A 20,037-nucleotide genomic window follows, 5' to 3' on the forward strand; every position below is an offset into this window, starting at 1 on the left:
CCCGGGACTCATGTCTGTTAACTTATTATTTAGCTGGTGACTTGGTTATTTGCCTGATGTTTAAAATGTTTTCTTCCAGTACAATGCCCCTAAACACAATGAGTCTGCTTATTATATTATTAGCAGAGCTATTACGGCCAAAGTACAGCATAAGCTTTTAAAGCCAATCAACCAGTCATCAAGACAGACGGGGTTATTCATAAAAACTCTCCATGTGTGATCCGATGGGGCCTGAAATTAAAGCTTTAATATAGCTCATGAAAGGTAAACATTGGCAGCTGAAGGGCCACGCAGACCATTTATCCGGCAAAATTCCACGCGTAATCCGGTGGTAATTTCTTCTGCATCGCGGAGATTGAGCGCTGAAACATGAAGCTGGACATCGATACGACCATCGGATGGGGTGATAAGACCCTTGCCGCTTTTGCCGTCAAAGGTTTTGACAATTCCTGTCATTTTACGGGACAAAAAAATTCCTTAATACTGATAACTTGGCGCACTATACACACGTTCCTGAAGAAAGCTATAGTTTTTTGATGGGGTTGAAGATGGCTGGATGTCTAAAATAAACATTGCTTCATATGTTCAACTATGCGTTAATGATTGCGTCGGTTTGAAGAACAGACGATATACGAAGTAGTTTACTAAAGCAGTTCTCATTTCAGGTGTTATTCACTTATTCCTTCTTTGAGTCTCTCCAATTAAGTACGAAGTCGTTTCTGTTATGCAAACCATTTATGCCGAAAGGCTCAAGTTAAGGAATGTAGAATGTCAAATAAAATGACTGGTTTAGTAAAATGGTTTAACGCTGATAAAGGTTTCGGCTTTATTTCTCCTGTTGATGGTAGTAAAGATGTGTTTGTGCATTTTTCTGCGATTCAGAATGATAATTATCGAACCTTATTTGAAGGTCAAAAGGTTACCTTCTCTATAGAGAGTGGTGCTAAAGGTCCTGCAGCAGCAAATGTCATCATTACTGATTAAAATTCATCGCTCGTCTGTATACGATAACGAAGAAGGCTGATGCCTGAGTAGAGATACGGACAGAGTAGTGAATATTGGATTTCTTTAATAAAAATTAAGGAGGTCCAATACATGAAACAATGGCCAGCATATTTGGCAAAATCTTAATCAGGAAAAGTATGCTAACCATTGTGGTGAAGTGCAGGTTTGCTGCATGAATAGTTTTACAGCAGAAGCTAACTGCTGGCATGGCAAAACAAAGTGCGTAAGTGGATGACTCCCACAAAAAGCACCACAATCTCAAACCCGCTCAGGCGGGTTTTTTATTATCTGCTTTAAATATATTATTAAAATATAAAAAATACTTGTTACTAATAAAATCAATCAGGCTACAGCTTTAAGATTTGTCTGGAATACTTTGTTGCAATGAGGGCAGATCAAAAGGGCACCTTTTTGTACTCTTGAAAAACTGTGTTCTGACTCTTGGGTGCAGTTTGGGCAGGAACATTTAACGAGATAATTACGGCGTGATTTTGAGTCTTTACGTTCTGACATAGGCTTTTCCTGTATAAATGGCCGTATACAGTACACTAAATATGAAAACATTTCTCGTATTATTATTTTATATATGACTTTCTTTCAAAATAATTACTCACATTTTTAATGTGTATGTTTCTTTAGCGCCGTTGAGAACAGCGTGTGCTGTCAAAACTACCCCGTAGACTCCGATCTTTTCAAACATATTGCACCATCCGTGTACATCGGGGTGAGGATATGAAATCAATGGATAAGTTAACAACAGGTGTTGCCTATGGCACATCGGCGGGTAATGCTGGTTTCTGGGCATTGCAGTTACTCGATAAAGTAACTCCGTCACAGTGGGCTGCAATCGGTGTGCTGGGTAGCCTGGTTTTTGGCCTGCTGACGTATCTGACAAATCTTTATTTCAAGATTAAAGAAGACAGGCGTAAGGCTGCGAGAGGAGAGTAATCCAATGACTCAAGACTATGAACTGGTCGTGAAAGGAGTCCGTAATTTTGAGAATAAAGTTACGGTAACTGTAGCCTTACAGGACAAAGAACGCTTTGACGGTGAAATTTTTGACCTGGATGTCGCCATGGACCGTGTTGAAGGAGCTGCGCTGGAGTTTTATGAGGCAGCAGCCAGAAGGAGCGTCCGGCAAGTCTTCCTGGAAGTAGCAGAAAAATTGTCAGAAAAAGTTGAGTCTTATCTGCAGCATCAGTACTCCTTTAAGATTGAAAATCCTGCCAATAAGCACGAGCGTCCTCATCATAAATATATATGAACACAAAAATCAGATACGGCCTGTCGGCTGCCGTTCTGGCGCTGATTGGTGCTGGCGCATCTGCTCCTCAGATACTTGACCAGTTTCTGGACGAAAAAGAAGGTAACCACACAATGGCATACCGCGATGGTTCTGGCATATGGACCATCTGTCGGGGTGCCACAGTGGTGGATGGAAAAACCGTTTTTCCCAATATGAAACTGTCGAAGGAAAAATGCGACCAGGTCAACGCCATTGAGCGTGATAAGGCGCTGGCATGGGTGGAGCGCAATATTAAAGTACCACTGACCGAACCACAAAAAGCGGGTATCGCGTCATTTTGTCCCTATAACATTGGCCCCGGTAAGTGTTTCCCGTCGACGTTTTATAAGCGGCTGAATGCTGGTGATCGTAAAGGTGCATGCGAAGCGATTCGCTGGTGGATTAAGGATGGCGGACGCGATTGCCGCATTCGTTCAAATAACTGTTACGGTCAGGTTATTCGTCGTGACCAGGAGAGCGCATTAACCTGCTGGGGGATAGAACAGTGAATCAGATATTCATGGTGATTTTTCTCGTGTTGTCAGGATTTATCGTCGGAAATGTCTGGAGCGACAGAGGATGGCAAAAAAAATGGGCGGAACGTGATGCTGCCGCATTATCACAAGAGGTAAATGCTCAATTTGCTGCTCGAATAATTGAACAGGGGCGAACTATAGCCCGTGATGAGGCTGTTAAAGATGCACAACAGAAATCTGCTGAAATTTCTGCCAGGGCTGCTTATCTGTCTGATAGTGTTAACCAGTTGCGTGCCGAAGCAAAAAAATATGCCATACGCCTTGACGCAGCGAAGCATACCGCAGATCTTGCCGCTGCCGTCAGAGGCAAAACAACCAAAACCGCCGAAGGAATGCTCACCAACATGCTCGGAGATATTGCAGCAGAAGCTCAGCTTTATGCTGAAATTGCTGACGAACGCTACATCGCAGGAGTGACTTGTCAACAGATCTATGAATCTTTAAGAGATAAAAAGCATCAAATGTAGGGTAATATTAAATCGGAACATTTACATCGCGGAATGTAAAATTTAAATAAAAAGGACTCTTCCATGAGCCAAAATTCCTGAAATCTTAAGGGTAAGATAAAAGGTCTTAATCAGAATGACACGTTATTATTAATAAATAAAGCTATTCTTTCATTGCTGTGTTTTTCTTTACAAAAGTAATCCTTGCTATGGGTGGTTAATCATGCGTTAATGGTGTTCTGGTTTGTTACAAATTTATCTGAAGCAGTCATTGTTATAATTTTATTATTTGTACCTCTTGAGATTTCCTTGTTGGTTTTTCTCTCTGATATTTTTTTTCGGACCATTCTGCCCAAGGGCTAATTTCTTCAAAAGGTAATAATTATGTCTAACAAAATGACTGGTTTAGTGAAATGGTTTAACCCTGAAAAAGGTTTTGGTTTCATCACGCCGAAAGATGGCAGCAAAGATGTGTTTGTCCATTTCTCAGCAATTCAGAGCAACGATTTCAAAACATTAACTGAGAATCAGGAAGTTGAATTTGGTATTGAGAACGGACCTAAAGGCCCTGCCGCTGTTCATGTAGTGGCGCTTTGAGGTAGACAATATTACAAACCATATTCACTTTAGATGCCCGTGTTGTCATGGTTCCCAGTATAGAACATCATCTTTTGATGTTTCTGACATGAATCCTTTCGGGGCAAAATGTATCTTTTGTAAATCAATGATGATTACATTTGATAATATTTCACAATACTTAAATGCCAGCCGTCTGTCGTTGGATTTAAAAAAGTGAAAATGAAGGCTCCTTCGGGAGCTTTTTTGCTTGGTATCTATTCGATGGATACTCACATACTACGGTAACATCATGAAAAAAATCATAGTTTTTTTTAACTCTGAACCAGCAGTGGTAGTGCCAGCGATGACTGGAGTTAACACCATCATGCGTGAATATCCAAATGGCGAAAAAACACACCTTACTGTAATGGCCGCAGGGTTTCCATCTCTGACCGGAGATCATAAAGTCATTTATGTAGCCGCGGATCGACATGTTACTTCAGAAGAAATTCTGGAAGCAGCAATAAGGCTCTTGAGTTGATTTGATGCTATTGTATTGATAATTCAGGAAAATTCTCTTTGTCTGTTTGTGTAAAATTTAGACTATCGTATGTTGATTATTGCGATGTTTCATCTTATCTTTTACACGTTTGCACCATATAATCGACTTACTGTGTAACTGGAAAGTCATAACAGACTAAAAGAGGAAATGATGAATATTGAAAACTTAAAAACAAAAGCAGAAGCAGATATTTCTGAATATATAACAAAAAAAATTATTGAACTTAAGAAAAAGACCGGGAAAGAAGTTACCAGTATTCAGTTTACCGCACGGGAAAAAATGACGGGTCTTGAAAGCTATGATGTCAAGATTAATTTAATCTGATGTATTCAATAATAAAATTTATCCATAAACCTCGTTTTTACGGGGTTTTGTTATATTTGAATGGTTCCGAATATCTAAATCACAATTGTTGATGGTTTTTATTAAACCAATGCAGTCCGGCTCAGGAGTGAGAGAAGCCGGACGTTATGGTTTAGCGTGGTAAGATCTGTGTAGTTTTCTGGATGCTTTCAGTAAATAGTAATGAGTTATCAAAGGCATAGTAATATCTTTGGTGTTCCTGGATATTTGTAACCCATCGGAAAACTCCTGCTTTAGCAAGATTTTCCCTGTATTGTTGAAATGTGATTTCTTTTGATTTCAACTTATTATAGGAGGTCTCTATAAGATGTTTGTTTCTGGAGAATTTAACATTTACAACCTTTTTGAGTCCTTTTACTAACACTATGTTGTCGTTTTCTAACACAATGTGAATATTATCTGTGGCTAAATAGTAAATATAAAGTGAGATATTGTGACGTTTTAGCTCAGAATAAAATAATTCACAGTTTAAATCTTTACGTACTTGATCGAATATTTCTTTAAAAATGGCAGCCTGAGCCATTGGTAAACCTTCCATGTGATACGATGGCGCGTAGTTTGCATTATCGTGTTTATTGTTTCAATCTGGTCTGACCTCTTTGTGTTTTGTTGATGATTTATGTCAAATATTAAGCCTGTTTTTAATGAATAGTGTTGATTGCGTAACAAAATTGAGCCTTGCTGGCATCCAGGAGGGATATGCAACCGACAGATGTATGTAAGGTCGATGTACTCAAACTTTCATACTTTTCCTCTTTTATGCAGTAAGATTTGAAGTAATATTTTAACCGCTAGATGACGAGCAAACGCATGGAGCGACAAAATGAATAAAGAACAATCTGCTGATGAACTCTCGTTGGATCTGATTCGTGTAAAAAATATGCTTAATAGCACCATTTCTATGAGTTACCCGGATGTTGTAATTGCATGTATAGAACATCAGGTGTCTCTGGAAGCATTCAGGGCAATTGAGGCAGCGTTGGTGAAGCACGATAAGAATTCGAAGGATTATTCCCTGGTGGTTGACTGAGCACCATAACTGCTAATCATTCAAACTATTTCACCTGTGACAGAGTCAATATCGCATTCTGTCACTGTCAGGCTAATACAGAGCTGCAATTCAACTACTGCAATGTCCTCGTAATTAGGTGAATTTACAATATCGTCCTGTTCGGATGCCGGCTGCATTGCTGAAGATGAGGCATTTATGGTTCGCATATTTTCCCCTCATGCTCGTCAGTCCTGTGCGTAGGAAGAAACAGGACACTCACACTAATTTGTGTGGGCATGCTGTGATGTCCTTCTGAATTATTCCTATGCCATTATGTAAAGCGCTGTATCAGATGCTCGTCACGGCTGTCAGGCTGTCAGGCTGTCGGGTCCTCCCGGTGGGGGCCCCTGCCACGGGGCGGGAGCGTCGCGGAAAAAGGCTAGTTTTTGCATTTCCATGGCGGCGGCAGCATGTTTGGTAATTTATTGATAATTAAAAGTTATTTCTCTTTTCACCTGTACAATATTTTTTTCTCTCTGTCATTAGACCAGTTTGCAATTAATTGAAATATATAAATAAACATGATTTTCACCTGCCAGATGGAGTTGCTTATGTCAAATGTGAGCGGGATCGGTGATGCTTATTACTGGAGTGTTTTTAAAATCGCTGAGGCCTTTGGGCTTCACCGGGACACAGTAAAAAAACGGCTCCTCGCGGCCAACACTCCTGTGGCTGCGACTGTCAGGGGGAACCCCGTTTACGCCCTGCAGCATGTCGGGCCAGCCCTGTTTAGTGTGAAGCATGAGGCAGCAGACTCTGTTCATGATCCATCCCGTATGGAGCCGAAAGAGAGAAAGGACTGGTACCAGTCTGAAAATGAAAGGATCAAGCTGGAAAAGGAGCAGCGAAAACTCATCCCCGTTGATGAAGTAGTCATCGTCTATTCGTCCATGAGAAAGGCTGTCGTCCAGGTTCTGGAGACAATTCCGGATGTTCTTGAACGCGATTGCGCCCTGACTCCTCAGGCCGTCGGCGTTGTACAGCAGGCCATTGATGACCTGCGATACACTCTTCAGGAAAAATCCTACGAGGCTTGTGCTGCTGAATTAATTCCTGATGAGGAAGGAGAGAGTCTCTAGGAGGAATAATGGGTTTTTCATCAGCCCGAAATTTGGGAAGGGACATATCGGCAGGATTTTCCCCACCACGTCGCATGCCGATTTCGGAGGCTGTTAAAAAATTCATGCGTGTTCCCAAGGGGGCTGGTAACTCGGTGCCATGGGATCCTGAACTGACACCCTACATCATTGAGCCCATGAACTGCCTGGCATCGCGTGAATACGATGCGGTGATTTTTGTTGGTCCTGCGCGAACAGGGAAGACCATTGGTCTGATCGATGGATGGATTGTCTATACCATCGTTTGCGATCCTTCGGACATGCTCGTTGTGCAGATGACCGAAGATAAGGCCCGCGAGCATTCTAAAAAGCGCCTCGACAGAACGTTCAGAAGCAGTGCGTCGGTAAAGAAAAGAATGAGTCCACGTCGTAACGACAATAATGTCCATGATAAGACGTTCAGGGATGGCTCGTTCCTTAAAATTGGTTGGCCCTCGGTCAACATTATGTCGTCGTCGGATTACCGGTTTGTCGCCTTAACCGATTACGACCGTTTTCCGGAGAATATCGACAGCGAGGGTGATGGTTTCTCCCTGGCCTCAAAACGTACCACCACATTTATGTCCGCCGGGATGACTCTGGTGGAGAGCTCGCCGGGACGTGACATCTGCGACAGCAAATGGCGACGTAAGTCGCCTCATGAAGCGCCACCGACGACTGGTATTCTTTCCCTTTACAATCGTGGTGACCGCCGCCGCTGGTACTGGTCATGTCCGCACTGCGGTGAATATTTTCAGCCAGCCATGGATGCCATGACCGGCTACCGTAATGAACCGGATCCCTTTAAAGCCAGTGAGGCGGCGTATCTACTTTGCCCGCACTGCAGCGGCATTATCACTGCGGAGAAAAAGCGTGAGCTCAATAGTGCAGGAGTCTGGTTGCGTGAAGGTCAGGTCATTGATCGTAACGGCAACGTTTCCGGTGAACCGCGCCGCTCCCGTATCGCCAGTTTCTGGATGGAAGGGCCAGCTGCTGCGTATCAGACCTGGGCGCAACTGGTTTACAAATTACTGACTGCAGAACAGGAGTATGAAGCGACAGGAAGCGAAGAAACACTCAGGGCGGTTATCAACACCGACTGGGGATTGCCTTATCTTCCTCGTGCCAGCATGGAGCAACGAAAAAGTGAACTGCTTGAGCAGCGGGCAGAGCCAGTTCCTTCCCGCAGTGTGCCGGATGGCGTTAATTTCCTTGTGGCGACAGTGGATGTGCAGGCGGGACGTCATCGCCGTTTTGTGGTTCAGGTAACGGGCTATGGCAGTCGTGGCGAACGCTGGATTATTGATCGTTACAACATCACGCAGTCATTGCGCAGTGACTGCGACGGGGAGAGCCAGCGAATTGATCCGGCCAGCTATCCGGAAGACTGGGATGTCCTGCTGACGGATGTTTTTCATAAAAGCTGGCCGCTGGCCTCCGATCCTTCTCAACAAATGCGACTGATGGCAATGGCGGTGGACTCCGGCGGTGAAGACGGGGTCACTGATAATGCCTATAAATTCTGGCGTCGTTGCCGTCGTGATGGCCTTGGTAAACGTATTTACCTGTTTAAGGGTGACAGCATCCGGCGCGCAAAACTGATCAGCCGTACATTCCCTGATAACACCGGACGAACGGGCCGCCGGGCGCAGGCCGCAGGTGATGTGCCGCTCTGGCTTCTTCAGACGGATGCCCTGAAAGACCGGGTGAATAACGCGTTATGGCGTAACTCGCCAGGTCCAGGCTATGTGCATTTCCCTGACTGGCTGGGGAGCTGGTTTTACGACGAACTGACGTATGAAGAGCGGAGCAGTGACGGGAAATGGAGTAAGCCGGGTCGCGGTGCCAACGAAGCTTTTGACCTGATGGTGTATGCCGAAGCTCTGGTCATTCTGCATGGATACGAAAAGATCCGCTGGCCGGATGCACCGGAGTGGGCGAGCCGGGAAACCTGGCTGGAGTGTGTCCAGGACAGTACCGAACCGTCATCCTCACCGGAACCGGTATCCACGCCTGTTAAAAAACAAAAACGGAAGAAAACAGTAACTGACGATGTTAACCCCTGGCTGACTTCCGGAGGATGGTTATGAACCAGAATGATATCGAAGCCATGATTCAGCGTTATATGGAAGCTGAAATGGCGGTGCTGGACGGAAAATCCGTCACCTTTAATGGTCAGCAGATGACCATGGAAAACTTATCTGAGATCCGGCAGGGACGGCAGGAGTGGGAGCGCCGCCTTGCGGCTCTGATTACACGACGACGGGGGCATCCCGGGTACCGGCTGGCGAGGTTCTGATGGCAATTCTTGATGATGTGATTGGCGTTTTTTCACCAGGATGGAAAGCGGCAAGGCTGCGTTCCCGTGCGGTGATCCAGGCTTATGAGGCCGTAAAAACGACGCGGACACACAAAGCCCGACGGGAGAACCGAACTGCCGACCAGTTAAGCCAGTACGGGGCCGTGTCGTTACGTGAGCAGGCCCGTTACCTTGATAACAACCACGATCTGGTTATTGGTGTATTTGACAAGCTGGAAGAACGGGTGGTGGGGAAAAACGGGATTATTGTCGAGCCACATCCGGTATTACGCAATGGGGCCATTGCCCGTGACCTAGCTGCGGAGATTCGCACCCGATGGAGTGAATGGTCTGTCAGCCCGGAAGTCACCGGGCAGTTTACCCGTCCGATGCTGGAACGTCTGATGCTGCGTACCTGGCTGCGCGATGGTGAGGTGTTTGCCCAGATGGTTTCCGGGCGCATAAACAGCCTGACGCCTTCTGCCGGTGTTCATTTCTGGCTGGAGGCGCTCGAGCCAGACTTTATTCCCATGACCAGTGATGAGAGCAACAGGCTGAATCAGGGCGTGTTTGTTGATGACTGGGGGCGTCCCGAAAAATATCTGGTGTATAAAAGTCGTCCTGTATCCGGACGGCAGATGGAAACCAAAGAAGTGGATGCAGAGCGAATGCTGCATCTTAAATTTGTTCGCCGTCTGCACCAGATGCGCGGGACGTCTTTGTTGTCCGGTGTGCTGATCCGCCTCAGTGCCCTGAAAGAGTATGAAGATTCTGAGCTGACTGCAGCAAGGATCGCCGCTGCTCTGGGGATGTACATCCGGAAAGGCGACGGGCAAAGCTATGAATCGGATGGTAATGGCAGCAAGGAGAATGAACGCGAGCTTACCATTCAGCCAGGCATTATTTACGACGATCTGAAACCCGGCGAAGAAATCGGAATGGTGAAGTCGGATCGTCCCAATCCTAACCTTGAAACTTTTCGTAATGGTCAGTTGCGTGCCGTGGCGGCGGGCAGTCGTCTGAGTTTTTCCAGTACGGCACGCAACTATAACGGCACTTACAGCGCCCAGCGTCAGGAACTGGTTGAGTCTACTGATGGCTACCTGATCCTGCAGGACTGGTTTATTGGTGCCGTCACCCGCCCGATGTACCGTGCCTGGCTGAAACAGGCTGTGGCATCCGGTGTTATCAGGCTACCCCGCGATCTGGACCGATCTTCACTGTATACCGCGGTGTATTCCGGACCGGTGATGCCGTGGATTGACCCTGTTAAGGAGGCTGAGGCCTGGAAAATTCAGATTCGTGGTGGAGCGGCGACAGAATCAGACTGGGTACGTGCAGGTGGTCGTAATCCGGATGATGTCAAACGTCGGCGCAAGGCCGAAATTGATGAAAACCGCAAGCTGGATCTGGTATTTGATACCGATCCGGCCAGTGATAAAGGAGGCAGCAGTGCCGCAACGAAACGACAGGAGCCGCAGCACACCGACGACCAGTCCGAAGAATAATTCCTGGTTCAGGATGCAGGCAGGTCACCAGAGTGACGCGGATATTTATATTTATGACGAGATTGGTTTCTGGGGTGTTACGGCGAAGCAGTTTATCAGTGATCTGAATGCACTGGGCGATATCACCCACATTAATCTCCATATTAATTCACCGGGTGGCGATGTCTTTGAAGGCATCGCCATTTTTAATGCACTGAAAACACATGGTGCGTCCATTACCGTTTATGTCGACGGTGTGGCGGCGTCAATGGCGTCGGTCATTGCGATGGTGGGAAACCCGGTCATTATGCCGGAAAACTCCTTCATGATGATTCATAAACCATTTGGATTTACGGGCGGTGATGCGGAGGACATGCGCACCTATGCCGACCTGCTCGATAAAGTTGAGGCGGTTCTGTTACCCGCTTATGCACAGAAAACCGGGAAAACCACCGATGAAATTGCTGCCATGCTGGCGGATGAGACCTGGATGTCCGGTGCCGAATGTCTGGCACAGGGATTTGCTGATCAGGTGACACCAGCCGTTAAGGCAATGGCATGTATTCAGTCAAAACGTACAGAGGAATTTAAAAAGATGCCGGAATCCATTCGAAACATGATTACTCCGCCACGCAACAGTGCTCCACGCGTACAGGATGATGAACCTGCAGCCTCCCGGACGCCAGTGCAGGCAGCAGCACCCGTGGTGGATGAAAACAGTATCCGTGCGCAGGTACTGGCAGAGCAAAAAGCGCGTGTAAACGGTATTAATGATCTGTTTGCCATGTTTGGCGGGCGTTATCAGACGCTGCAGGCCCAGTGTCTTGCCGATCCTGAATGTTCGCTGGAGCAGGCCCGTGAAAAGCTGTTGAACGAGATGGGGCGCGAGTCCACGCCATCCAATAAAAATACCCCGGCTCATATTTATGCCGGTAACGGTAATTTTGTGGGGGACGGGATTCGCCAGGCGCTGATGGCGCGTGCCGGATTTGAAAAAACCGAACGTGATAATGTCTACAACGGGATGACCCTGCGTGAATATGCCCGTATGTCACTAACTGAACGGGGTATTGGGGTTTCCGGTTATAACCCGATGCAGATGGTCGGTGCGGCGTTCACACACAGTACGTCTGACTTCGGTAATATTCTGCTGGATGTTGCGAACAAAGCCATTCTGCAGGGCTGGGAAGATGCCCCTGAAACCTATGAACAGTGGACGCGGAAAGGTCAGTTGTCTGATTTTAAAATTGCCCATCGTGTGGGTATGGGGGGCTTCAGTGCTCTGCGTCAGGTGCGTGAAGGGGCGGAATATAAATACGTCACCACCGGAGATAAACAGGCCACTATTGCACTGGCGACCTATGGCGAGCTGTTCAGTATCACCCGTCAGGCCATTATCAATGATGATCTGAATATGCTGACCGATGTCCCGATGAAACTGGGCCGTGCGGCGAAATCCACTATTGCCGATCTGGTTTATGCCATTCTGACGTCTAACCCGAAAATCTCCACAGATAATGTAAGTCTGTTCGATAAAGCGAAACATGCAAACGTACTGGAGAGCGCTGCAATGGACGTGGCATCGCTGGATAAAGCCCGCCAGTTGATGCGCGTTCAGAAAGAGGGGGAGCGTCATCTGAATATTCGTCCTGCGTTCGTACTGGTACCGACGGCGATGGAGTCTGTTGCTAACCAGGTCATTCGCTCCTCAAGTGTCAAGGGGGCTGACATTAACGCCGGTATTATTAACCCGGTGAAAGATTTTGCGACCGTTATTGCAGAGCCTCGTCTTGATGATAACAGCCAGACCACCTTCTACCTGGCTGCGTCAAAAGGCTCCGATACGATTGAAGTGGCTTATCTCAACGGTGTGGATACGCCATATATTGATCAGATGGAGGGCTTCAGTGTGGATGGCGTGACAACGAAAGTGCGTATTGACGCCGGTGTCGCGCCAGTTGATCACCGCGGTCTGGTGAAATGTACGGCGTAAACGTCGCAGACAACAACTCTGATGGCCCGTAAGGGCTTTTTTTGTACCTGAAATCAGCCCCTGAACGGGGCTGTGCGGAGACAGTTATGGCAAAGAATTTTGTAGAAGAAGGAAAAACGGTGGCGATTGTTGCCAGTGCAGCCATCAGCAGCGGAGATCTGGTGCAGGTGGGCGATGTTTTTGCGGTGGCGCTGACCGATATTCCACAGGGTGAAACAGGCGACGGCATGACCGAAGGTGTGTTTATGCTGCCTAAGCTGAAAACGGATGACATGAAAACGGGTAAGAAGGTTTATCTGAAGTCCGGAAAAGTTCAGCTGACTAACAGCGGCTCTGATCCGCTGGTCGGGGTTGTCTGGGCAGATGCCGGAACCAGTGCAGAAGAAGTGCCGGTAAAACTCAATGTCTGATCCCTTTTCCCGGCTGGCAGCGCGTATGGATGCTATCACGGTTAGAAAGATGGGAAAGACAGCCTCGATTAATGATGTCGATATGACTGTGATCCCGGGAGAAACACTGGCAGAGCTGAATGCTCTGTCCGGACCTGCGGTCTCTCTGGTGGTGTTTTCTTCGGGATACCGCCCACGGCGCGGGGATCGCGTTGTTTATGACGGACAACAATGGACGGTCACACGGCATGAACGCTTTAACGGTAAGCCAATGATCTTTATTGAGTAAAGAGGTGTGGGATGAAGGGGCTTGAGAATGCCATCCGCAATCTGAACAGCCTTGATACCCGTATGGTGCCACAGGCCAGCGCATGGGCGATAAACCGTGTGGCACAGAAAGCGGTCTCGGTTGCCACCCGGCAGGTTGCCAGGAATACCGTTGCGGGAGATAACCAGGTGAAAGGGATCCCCCTGAAACTGGTACGTCAGCGTGTCCGGGTGTTTAAAGCCAGTCCGTCAGGAAAAATGACGGCCAGGATCCGCGTTAACCGGGGCAATCTTCCCGCCATTAAGCTGGGGACAGCCCGGGTCAGACTGGCCCGGCGTGGTGGAAAACTGCAGTACCGTGGCAGTGTGCTGAAGGTGGGTAAATATCTTTTCCGGGATGCGTTTATTCAGCAACTGGCGAATGGTCGCTGGCATGTGATGCGGCGTATTGATGGCAAAAATCGTTACCCCATTGATGTGGTGAAAATCCCGCTGTCCGGACCGCTGACACAGGCATTTGAAGATGCCCGCGACCGCATCATTGCTGCGGAAATGCCGAAACAGCTGGGGTATGCACTGAAACAACAACTGAGGTTATGGCTGACCCGATGAACCGACATACACAAATCCGCCAGGCCGTACTGGCACGCCTTCGGGAACAGTGTGGAGACAGCGCCACGTTTTTTGACGGGCTTCCGGCATTTATTGATGCGCAGGAACTGCCTGCCGTGGCGGTGTGGCTGAGTGATGCTCAGTACACCGGAAAAATGACGGATGAAGATGACTGGCAGGCTGTTCTGCATATTGCTGTCTTCATCCGGGCACAGGCACCGGATTCAGAGCTGGATATGTGGATGGAGAGCACCATTTTCCCGGCCCTGAATGATGTACCGGCACTTTCCGGACTCATCGACACCCTGATCCCACTCGGTTTTAACTATCAACGTGATAATGAGATGGCCACCTGGGCGATGGCGGAAATCACGTACCAGATCACGTACACGAATTAAGGAGGTGGTAATGACCACACCAAATCCACTGGCAAAGACGAAAGGTGCGGGAACGACGTTCTGGATGTACACCGGCAAGGGCGATGCGTTTGCGAACCCTTTATCGGACACTGACTGGCTGCGTCTTGCGATGGTGAAGGATCTGCAACCTGGCGAAATGACCGCTGATGCAGAAGATGACACTTATCTCGATGATGAAGATGCAGACTGGAAAACGACAACTCAGGGGCAGAAATCCGTCGGTGATACTTCGGCGACGCTGGCCTGGCGTCCGGGTGACAGCGGACAGAAAAAACTGGTTCAGTTGTTCGACTCCGGTGAAATCTGCGCGTTTCGTATCAAATATCCCAACGGTACTGTTGATGTTTTCCGTGGCTGGCTGAGTTCACTGGGTAAAACCATTGCCTCAAAAGACGTGATGACCCGCACCGTGAAAATCAGCGGTGTGGGGCGTCCGTATCTGGCAGAGGAGGGCACTGAAACCGTGGGCGTTACCGGGCTGACGGTGGCACCGGCATCCGCCAGTATCAATGTGGGAGCAACCACCACGCTGACCTTTACAGTACAACCTGACGGAGCCAGTGACAAAGCGATCAGTGTGCATTCGACAGATCCACAGACAGCCACTGTGACCCTGAACGGACTTGTGGCCACGGTGAAAGGCGTGAAGCAGGGCAGTGTCAGCATTGTGGGCATGACTTCTGACGGCGATTTTGTGGCAGTGGCTACGGTGGCTGTCAGCGCCGCAGGTTAACAGGATGATACTCATCATTTGCCCCGGTTATTCGGGGCTTTTTTGCAGGTGGAGAATATGATGTTTCTGAAACAGGGCACGTTTAATTATGAAAAACAGTCCGTGGTGCTCAGTGAGCTGTCCGGGCTGCAGAGAATTGAATATCTGGCGTTTGTTCAGCAGCGAACGGCAAAGTTTGATGCCGGGGAGGGAGAACTGTCGGAGGCTGAACGACAGATTGCTTTTCTGCGGATGGGGATGGATATCAATGCCTGGCTGGTTTCCCGCTCACTGTGGAATGCGGATCAGTCTAAGGATGTAGAGACGCTTTGCGCCTCCGTTATTACAACATGGTCGTATGATGCCCTGGGTGCGGGGGCGGAGATGGTTCTGTCGCTGAGCGGTATGGGGGCCATTGATAATGCCGGGGATGATGAGCATGAGGCGCTGACGCCGGAAAAGTCCTGACGCGGGAAATGCAGTTTGTCATGCGGCTTGCCCGGGAGTTCCGGCGGGCAGACTGGCGGCGGATGCTGTCGGAAATGTCGGCCACTGAGCTTGGTGAGTGGGGCGATTATTTCCGGATGCAGAGCTTCAGTGATGTGTGGATGGATGCGCAGTTTGCCTCGCTGAAGGCATTGATCGTGAGAATGGTGTCCGGCAGCAGTGATGCTGCGGTGGCTGATTTCAGCCTTTTACCGGAAGAGAACGGGATACCGGAGCGAACGGACGAAGAACTGATGCATCTTGGAGAAGGTATTTCCGGAGGTGTGCGTTATGGACCAGATAGCCAACCTGGTCATTGATTTGGGGATTGATGCGGCAGAGTTTAAAAATGAAATTCCCCGTATCAAAAACCTTCTGAATGGTGCCGCCAGCGATGCAGAACGGTCTTCTGCCCGTATGCAGCGTTTTATGGAGCGTCAGACTCAGGCCGCCCGGCAGACAACGCAGGCGGCTTCTTCGGCTGCAACAGCCGCCTCCGTCCATGCGCAGACGGTGGAGAAGAACGCACAGGCTCATGAACGCATGGCCCGCGAGGTGGAGAAAACCCGCCAGCGCATGGAGGCGCTGAGCCAGAAAATGCGCGATGAACAGGCGCAGGCCATGGCTCTGGCGGAGGCTCAGGATAAAGCGGCTGCTGCGTTTTATCGTCAGATTGACAGTGTGAAACAGGCCAGTGCGGGGCTGCAGGAATTACAGCGTATTCAGCAGCAGATCCGACAGGCCAGAAACAGTGGCGGGATTGGTCAGCAGGATTATCTGGCGCTGATTTCTGAGGTTACGGCGAAAACCCGTGTTCTTACACAGGCTGAGGAAGAGGCTACCCGACAGAAAGTGGCGTTTATCCGTCAGCTTAAAGAGCAGGCAACCCGCCTGAATCTTTCATCTTCTGAGTTGCTTCGTGCTAAGGCAGCCCAGCTGGGGGTAAGCAGTGCTGCAGAAGTGTATATCCGCAAAATGGAGCAGGCAGGAAAAGCCACGCATTCGCTGGGTCTGAAAAGTGCAGCAGCCCGCCAGGAGATAGGCGTTCTGATAGGTGAACTGGCCCGCGGCAATTTAGGGGCGCTGAGGGGATCCGGGATAACGCTGGCTAACCGTGCCGGATGGATAGACACACTGATGTCACCGAAAGGCATGATGCTTGGCGGGGTTATTGGCGGTATTGCCGCGGCCGTCTATGGTCTGGGTAAAGCCTGGTATGACGGTCAGAAGGAGGGGGAAGAATTTAACCGCCAGTTGTCGCTGACGGGGCATTATGCCGGAGTCACTGCCGGGCAGCTGTGGACGCTCAGTCGTGCTATTTCCGGGAATGGTATCACGCAACATGCTGCAGCCGGTGCGCTGGCTCAGGTGGTGGGGAGTGGTGCATTTCGTGGAAACGATATCGGTATGGTGGCGAGAGCTGCCGCACAGATGGAGCGATCGGTTGGCCAGTCGGTCAGCGATACCATAAATCAGTTTAAGCGGCTGAAGGATGATCCTGTAAATGCCGCGAAGGCTCTGGACAATGAGCTGCATTTTCTTACTGCCACTCAGCTTGAGCAGATACGTGTCCTTGGGGATCAGGGACGGTCCAGTGATGCTGCACGGATAGCCATGTCTGCACTGGCAGAGGAAACCGGTCGGCGTACTGCGGATATTGATAATAACCTCAATGCGCTTGGCAGTACGCTGAAGTATCTGTCTGATTTGTGGAGTCGTTTCTGGGATGCGGCCATGAATATTGGTCGTGAAGACTCGCTGGATGAACAGATTGCCGCTTTACAGGAGAAAGTGTCGCGGGCGAAAAGACTCCCCTGGACGGCATCATCTTCTCAGGTTGAATACGATCAGCAGCGTCTTAACGATCTTCAGGAGAAAAAACGCCAGAAGGATTTGCAGGATGCAAAAGAGCAGGCAGAGCGGAATTATCAGGAGCAACAGAAACGCCGTAATGCTGAAAATGCTGCACTGAACCGGATGAATGAAACGGAAGCGGCACGACATCAGCGTGAAATTGCGCGTATTAATTCCATGCAGTACGCCGATCAGGCTGTCAGGGATGCAGCGATACAACGTGAAAATGAACGTTACGAGAAAGCCCTGGCATCCGGTAAGAAAAAAACACGCGAAACCCGTAATGATGAGGCCACCCGGTTATTGCTGCAGTACAGTCAGCAACAGGCACAGGTGGAAGGACAGATTGCTGCTGCAAGACAGTCAGCAGGCATTGCCACGGAAAAGATGACAGAAGCGCATAAACAGCTTCTGGCTCTGCAGCAGCGCATCAGCGATCTGGACGGGAAAAAACTGACGGCAGATGAAAAGAGTGTGCTGGCCCGTAAAGATGAACTGATTCAGGCACTGACGCTGCTGGATGTAAAACAGCAGGAGCTTCAGAAACAGACGGCACTCAACGATCTGAAGAAAAAAACAATTCAGCTGACCAGTCAACTGGCTGAAGAAGAGCGCGCTCAGCGTCAGCAACATGACCTGGATATCGCCACGGTGGGTATGGGTGATCAGCAGCGGCAGCGATATCAGGTACAACTGAGTCTTCGCCAGAAATACCAGCAACAGCTGGAGCAGTTGAGGCGGGATAGTGAGCAGAAAGGGACATATAACACGGATGACTACAGAAAGGCCGAGCAGGCGCTGACGGAGAGCCTGAACCGACAACTGAATGAGAATCGCCGTTACTGGCAACAGCTTGAAGTTGTGCAGGGTAACTGGAAAAACGGAGTCCTGCGTGCATTTCAGGATTTTACCGTGGATGCAGACAATACGGCAGGAACAGCAGAACAGGTGTTCTCGTCAGCCTTCAGCAACATGGGAAATGGCCTGGCAACTTTTGTCACTACCGGCAAACTCAACTTCAAATCCTTCACCTCTTCGGTGCTGTCAGATATGGCGAAAATTCTGGCGCAGGCAACCATGATGAAATCGATAAAAGGGATTGGCAGTGTACTGGGATTTGATCTCAGCAGCCTTTCCCTGAATGCCAATGGGGGGATTTATCAGTCTGCTGATTTGAGTCGTTACAGTGGCACGGTGGTTAACCGTCCGACGTTTTTTGCTTTTGCAAAAGGCGCGGGTGTGATGGGGGAAGCGGGACCTGAAGCCATTCTGCCACTGCGTCGTGGTGCTGACGGTAAGCTGGGGGTTGTGGCGGATATTGGTGGTTCAGGTATGGCGATGTTTGCCCCGCAGTACAACATTGAGATCAATAACGATGGCACGAACGGGCAGATAGGTCCGGCTGCCCTGAAGGTGGTTTATGACCTTGGGAAAAAAGCGGCAGCGGACTTTATGCAACAGCAGGCCCGTGATGGTGGTCGGTTAAGTGGAGCATATCGGTAATGGAGACGTTTCACTGGAAAGTGCGCCCGGATATGAATGTGGTATCAGAGCCGAAAGTGGTGACAGTGAAGCTGGGCGATGGTTATGAACAGCGTCGTGCGGCGGGACTGAATAACCAGTTGTCGACTTACAGCGTGACGATACGTGTTCGTAAATGTGAACACCCATCTTTAAAAGCCTTTCTGGAACGGCACGGTGGCGTCCGCGCATTTCAGTGGACGCCACCTTATGACTGGAAACCGATTAGGGTGGTTTGTCGTAAATGGTCGGCAAGCGTGGGGGCGCTGTGGGTAACCATAACGGCAGATTTTGAACAGGTCGTGGCATAGGAGGCTCTGATGCAGGATATTCCACAGGAAACACATCATGAGACGACACGCCTCACTCAGTCAGCCCAGGTGGTGCTCTGGGAAATCGATCTGACAGAGGTCGGTGGTGAACGTTATTTTTTCTGTAATGAGCAGAACGAAAAAGGTGAGCCGGTTACCTGGCAGGGGCGGCAGTATCAGGCATACCCCATTCAGGGGACAGGATTTGAACTGAACGGCAAGGGCAGTGCTGCCCGTCCGACACTGACGGTTTCTAACCTGCACGGCATGGTCACGGGGATGGCGGAAGACCTGCAGAGTCTGGTCGGCGGAACGGTGGTCCGGCGTAAGGCTTACGCCCGTTTTCTGGATGCGGTGAACTTCGTCAACGGAAACAGCGACGCCGATCCGGAGCAGGAGGTGATCAGCCGCTGGCGCATAGAGCAGTGCAGCGAACTGAGTGCGGTCAGTGCCTCCTTTGTGTTGTCCACACCGACGGAAACGGATGGTGCCGTTTTTCCGGGGCGCATCATGCTGGCTAATACCTGCACCTGGACCTATCGCGGTGATGAGTGCGGTTATCACGGTCCGGCTGTCGCGGATGAATATGATCAGCCAACGTCCGATATCACGAAGGATAAATGCAGCAAATGCCTGAGTGGCTGTAAGTTCCGCAATAATGTCGGCAACTTTGGCGGCTTCCTTTCCATTAACAAACTTTCGCAGTAAATCCCATGACAGAGACAGAATCAGCGATTCTGGCGCACGCCCGGCGATGTGCGCCAGCGGAGTCGTGCGGCTTCGT

Annotated in this window: 30 protein-coding genes and 1 pseudogene; 27 read left to right on the forward strand and 4 right to left on the reverse strand. The window is 49.2% G+C overall.

Annotation, left to right across the window (positions count from 1 at the left end):
* Positions 1-111: 111 nt before the first annotated feature.
* Together BGE37_RS25125 and cspF are read right to left on the reverse strand one after the other, a co-directional pair.
* Positions 112-201 (reverse strand): hypothetical protein, encoded by a 90-nt coding sequence (locus BGE37_RS25125; RefSeq protein ID WP_120795389.1) that lies wholly within the window; start codon positions 199-201, stop codon positions 112-114.
* Positions 202-255: 54 nt separating this feature from the next.
* A complete protein-coding gene (cspF, locus tag BGE37_RS09355) occupies positions 256-468 on the reverse strand; it encodes a cold shock-like protein CspF (protein WP_000087756.1) in 213 nt (70 codons plus the stop codon).
* A 300-nt stretch (positions 469-768) separates the two neighbouring features.
* Between cspF and cspB the strand changes: the two genes are divergently transcribed.
* On the forward strand, positions 769-984 hold the full coding sequence (cspB, locus tag BGE37_RS09360; RefSeq protein WP_000066484.1) for a cold shock-like protein CspB: 216 nt from the start codon (positions 769-771) through the stop codon (positions 982-984).
* 363 nt (positions 985-1,347) lie between these two features.
* Here the strand turns inward: cspB and ynfU are convergent, their stop codons facing one another.
* Positions 1,348-1,518 carry a putative zinc-binding protein YnfU gene (gene ynfU / locus BGE37_RS25575; protein WP_001405948.1) on the reverse strand — a complete coding sequence of 57 codons (171 nt, stop codon included), beginning with the start codon at positions 1,516-1,518 and terminating at the stop codon, positions 1,348-1,350.
* A 219-nt stretch (positions 1,519-1,737) separates the two neighbouring features.
* Here ynfU and essD point away from each other — a divergent pair, with 219 nt between their 5' ends.
* From essD to BGE37_RS09400, 9 genes are all read left to right on the forward strand, one after another.
* Positions 1,738-1,953 carry a phage lysis protein EssD gene (essD, locus tag BGE37_RS09365; protein ID WP_000839590.1) on the forward strand — a complete coding sequence of 72 codons (216 nt, stop codon included), beginning with the start codon at positions 1,738-1,740 and terminating at the stop codon, positions 1,951-1,953.
* A 4-nt stretch (positions 1,954-1,957) separates the two neighbouring features.
* Complete coding sequence (locus BGE37_RS09370) at positions 1,958-2,269, forward strand: YdfR family protein (RefSeq protein ID WP_000189915.1); 312 nt, start codon at positions 1,958-1,960, stop codon at positions 2,267-2,269.
* On the forward strand, positions 2,266-2,799 hold the full coding sequence (locus tag BGE37_RS09375) for a lysozyme (protein WP_001092971.1): 534 nt from the start codon (positions 2,266-2,268) through the stop codon (positions 2,797-2,799). Before BGE37_RS09370 ends, BGE37_RS09375 begins: the two co-directional genes overlap by 4 nt.
* On the forward strand, positions 2,796-3,293 hold the full coding sequence (locus tag BGE37_RS09380; protein ID WP_001071769.1) for a DUF2514 domain-containing protein: 498 nt from the start codon (positions 2,796-2,798) through the stop codon (positions 3,291-3,293). Before BGE37_RS09375 ends, BGE37_RS09380 begins: the two co-directional genes overlap by 4 nt.
* 363 nt (positions 3,294-3,656) lie before the next feature.
* Positions 3,657-3,869, forward strand: a complete 213-nt coding sequence (gene cspI / locus BGE37_RS09385) for a cold shock protein CspI (protein WP_000066495.1) — start codon at positions 3,657-3,659, stop codon at positions 3,867-3,869.
* Between the two features lie 10 nt (positions 3,870-3,879).
* Positions 3,880-4,068 (forward strand): cold shock small protein YmcF, encoded by a 189-nt coding sequence (gene ymcF / locus BGE37_RS09390; RefSeq protein ID WP_071524604.1) that lies wholly within the window; start codon positions 3,880-3,882, stop codon positions 4,066-4,068.
* 2 nt (positions 4,069-4,070) lie between these two features.
* Positions 4,071-4,136 (forward strand): small protein YnfR, encoded by a 66-nt coding sequence (ynfR, locus tag BGE37_RS25130; RefSeq protein WP_122134696.1) that lies wholly within the window; start codon positions 4,071-4,073, stop codon positions 4,134-4,136.
* A 4-nt stretch (positions 4,137-4,140) separates the two neighbouring features.
* On the forward strand, positions 4,141-4,371 hold the full coding sequence (gene ynfN / locus BGE37_RS25135; RefSeq protein ID WP_000720962.1) for a protein YnfN: 231 nt from the start codon (positions 4,141-4,143) through the stop codon (positions 4,369-4,371).
* A 171-nt stretch (positions 4,372-4,542) separates the two neighbouring features.
* On the forward strand, positions 4,543-4,716 hold the full coding sequence (locus BGE37_RS09400) for a GnsA/GnsB family addiction module toxin (protein ID WP_001019606.1): 174 nt from the start codon (positions 4,543-4,545) through the stop codon (positions 4,714-4,716).
* Between the two features lie 151 nt (positions 4,717-4,867).
* On the opposite strand, the gene BGE37_RS09405 is transcribed toward BGE37_RS09400, so the two are convergent.
* Positions 4,868-5,278, reverse strand: coding sequence for a DUF1398 family protein (locus tag BGE37_RS09405; protein ID WP_000035574.1), 411 nt, complete (start codon positions 5,276-5,278; stop codon positions 4,868-4,870).
* A 300-nt stretch (positions 5,279-5,578) separates the two neighbouring features.
* Between BGE37_RS09405 and BGE37_RS09415 the strand changes: the two genes are divergently transcribed.
* The 17 genes and pseudogenes from BGE37_RS09415 to BGE37_RS25415 all read left to right on the forward strand — a co-directional run.
* Positions 5,579-5,785 carry a hypothetical protein gene (locus BGE37_RS09415; RefSeq protein WP_001031431.1) on the forward strand — a complete coding sequence of 69 codons (207 nt, stop codon included), beginning with the start codon at positions 5,579-5,581 and terminating at the stop codon, positions 5,783-5,785.
* A gap of 572 nt (positions 5,786-6,357) precedes the next feature.
* On the forward strand, positions 6,358-6,885 hold the full coding sequence (locus BGE37_RS09420; protein ID WP_001389340.1) for a DUF1441 family protein: 528 nt from the start codon (positions 6,358-6,360) through the stop codon (positions 6,883-6,885).
* A gap of 8 nt (positions 6,886-6,893) precedes the next feature.
* Positions 6,894-8,993 carry a phage terminase large subunit family protein gene (locus BGE37_RS09425; protein ID WP_105287965.1) on the forward strand — a complete coding sequence of 700 codons (2,100 nt, stop codon included), beginning with the start codon at positions 6,894-6,896 and terminating at the stop codon, positions 8,991-8,993.
* The gene (locus BGE37_RS09430) at positions 8,990-9,202 is read left to right on the forward strand and encodes a hypothetical protein (protein WP_001072973.1); all 213 of its coding nucleotides are present in this window, start codon (positions 8,990-8,992) and stop codon (positions 9,200-9,202) included. The genes BGE37_RS09425 and BGE37_RS09430 overlap by 4 nt, the downstream gene beginning before the upstream one ends.
* On the forward strand, positions 9,202-10,710 hold the full coding sequence (locus tag BGE37_RS09435) for a phage portal protein (RefSeq protein WP_097759025.1): 1,509 nt from the start codon (positions 9,202-9,204) through the stop codon (positions 10,708-10,710). The genes BGE37_RS09430 and BGE37_RS09435 overlap by 1 nt, the downstream gene beginning before the upstream one ends.
* Complete coding sequence (locus tag BGE37_RS09440; protein WP_001136587.1) at positions 10,655-12,682, forward strand: ClpP-like prohead protease/major capsid protein fusion protein; 2,028 nt, start codon at positions 10,655-10,657, stop codon at positions 12,680-12,682. Before BGE37_RS09435 ends, BGE37_RS09440 begins: the two co-directional genes overlap by 56 nt.
* An 86-nt stretch (positions 12,683-12,768) precedes the next feature.
* On the forward strand, positions 12,769-13,092 hold the full coding sequence (locus BGE37_RS09445) for a DUF2190 family protein (RefSeq protein WP_001097050.1): 324 nt from the start codon (positions 12,769-12,771) through the stop codon (positions 13,090-13,092).
* Positions 13,085-13,360 (forward strand): DNA breaking-rejoining protein, encoded by a 276-nt coding sequence (locus BGE37_RS09450; RefSeq protein WP_001283153.1) that lies wholly within the window; start codon positions 13,085-13,087, stop codon positions 13,358-13,360. Before BGE37_RS09445 ends, BGE37_RS09450 begins: the two co-directional genes overlap by 8 nt.
* Positions 13,361-13,371: 11 nt before the next feature.
* Positions 13,372-13,950, forward strand: a complete 579-nt coding sequence (locus tag BGE37_RS09455; RefSeq protein WP_000677131.1) for a phage tail protein — start codon at positions 13,372-13,374, stop codon at positions 13,948-13,950.
* Positions 13,947-14,348: a phage minor tail U family protein gene (locus tag BGE37_RS09460; protein WP_001079400.1), complete on the forward strand. Its 402-nt coding sequence runs from the start codon at positions 13,947-13,949 to the stop codon at positions 14,346-14,348. Before BGE37_RS09455 ends, BGE37_RS09460 begins: the two co-directional genes overlap by 4 nt.
* Before the next feature lie 10 nt (positions 14,349-14,358).
* Positions 14,359-15,102 (forward strand): phage tail protein, encoded by a 744-nt coding sequence (locus BGE37_RS09465; RefSeq protein ID WP_105287966.1) that lies wholly within the window; start codon positions 14,359-14,361, stop codon positions 15,100-15,102.
* 60 nt (positions 15,103-15,162) lie between these two features.
* Positions 15,163-15,549, forward strand: coding sequence for a phage tail assembly chaperone G (gene gpG / locus BGE37_RS09470; RefSeq protein WP_001487852.1), 387 nt, complete (start codon positions 15,163-15,165; stop codon positions 15,547-15,549).
* Between the two features lie 8 nt (positions 15,550-15,557).
* Complete coding sequence (locus BGE37_RS09475) at positions 15,558-15,887, forward strand: phage tail assembly protein T (protein WP_001161009.1); 330 nt, start codon at positions 15,558-15,560, stop codon at positions 15,885-15,887.
* Positions 15,859-18,924, forward strand: a complete 3,066-nt coding sequence (locus BGE37_RS09480) for a phage tail tape measure protein (RefSeq protein ID WP_105287967.1) — start codon at positions 15,859-15,861, stop codon at positions 18,922-18,924. Before BGE37_RS09475 ends, BGE37_RS09480 begins: the two co-directional genes overlap by 29 nt.
* On the forward strand, positions 18,924-19,253 hold the full coding sequence (locus tag BGE37_RS09485) for a phage tail protein (protein ID WP_000447253.1): 330 nt from the start codon (positions 18,924-18,926) through the stop codon (positions 19,251-19,253). The genes BGE37_RS09480 and BGE37_RS09485 overlap by 1 nt, the downstream gene beginning before the upstream one ends.
* A 9-nt stretch (positions 19,254-19,262) precedes the next feature.
* A complete protein-coding gene (locus BGE37_RS09490) occupies positions 19,263-19,961 on the forward strand; it encodes a phage minor tail protein L (protein WP_060615496.1) in 699 nt (232 codons plus the stop codon).
* Positions 19,962-19,966: 5 nt separating this feature from the next.
* Positions 19,967-20,037: pseudogene (locus tag BGE37_RS25415) on the forward strand (C40 family peptidase); the annotation flags it as partial.

It is taken from the genome of Escherichia sp. MOD1-EC6300 (genome assembly GCF_002965045.1).
In the GTDB taxonomy this organism is placed as follows: Bacteria; Pseudomonadota; Gammaproteobacteria; order Enterobacterales; family Enterobacteriaceae; genus Escherichia; species Escherichia coli_F.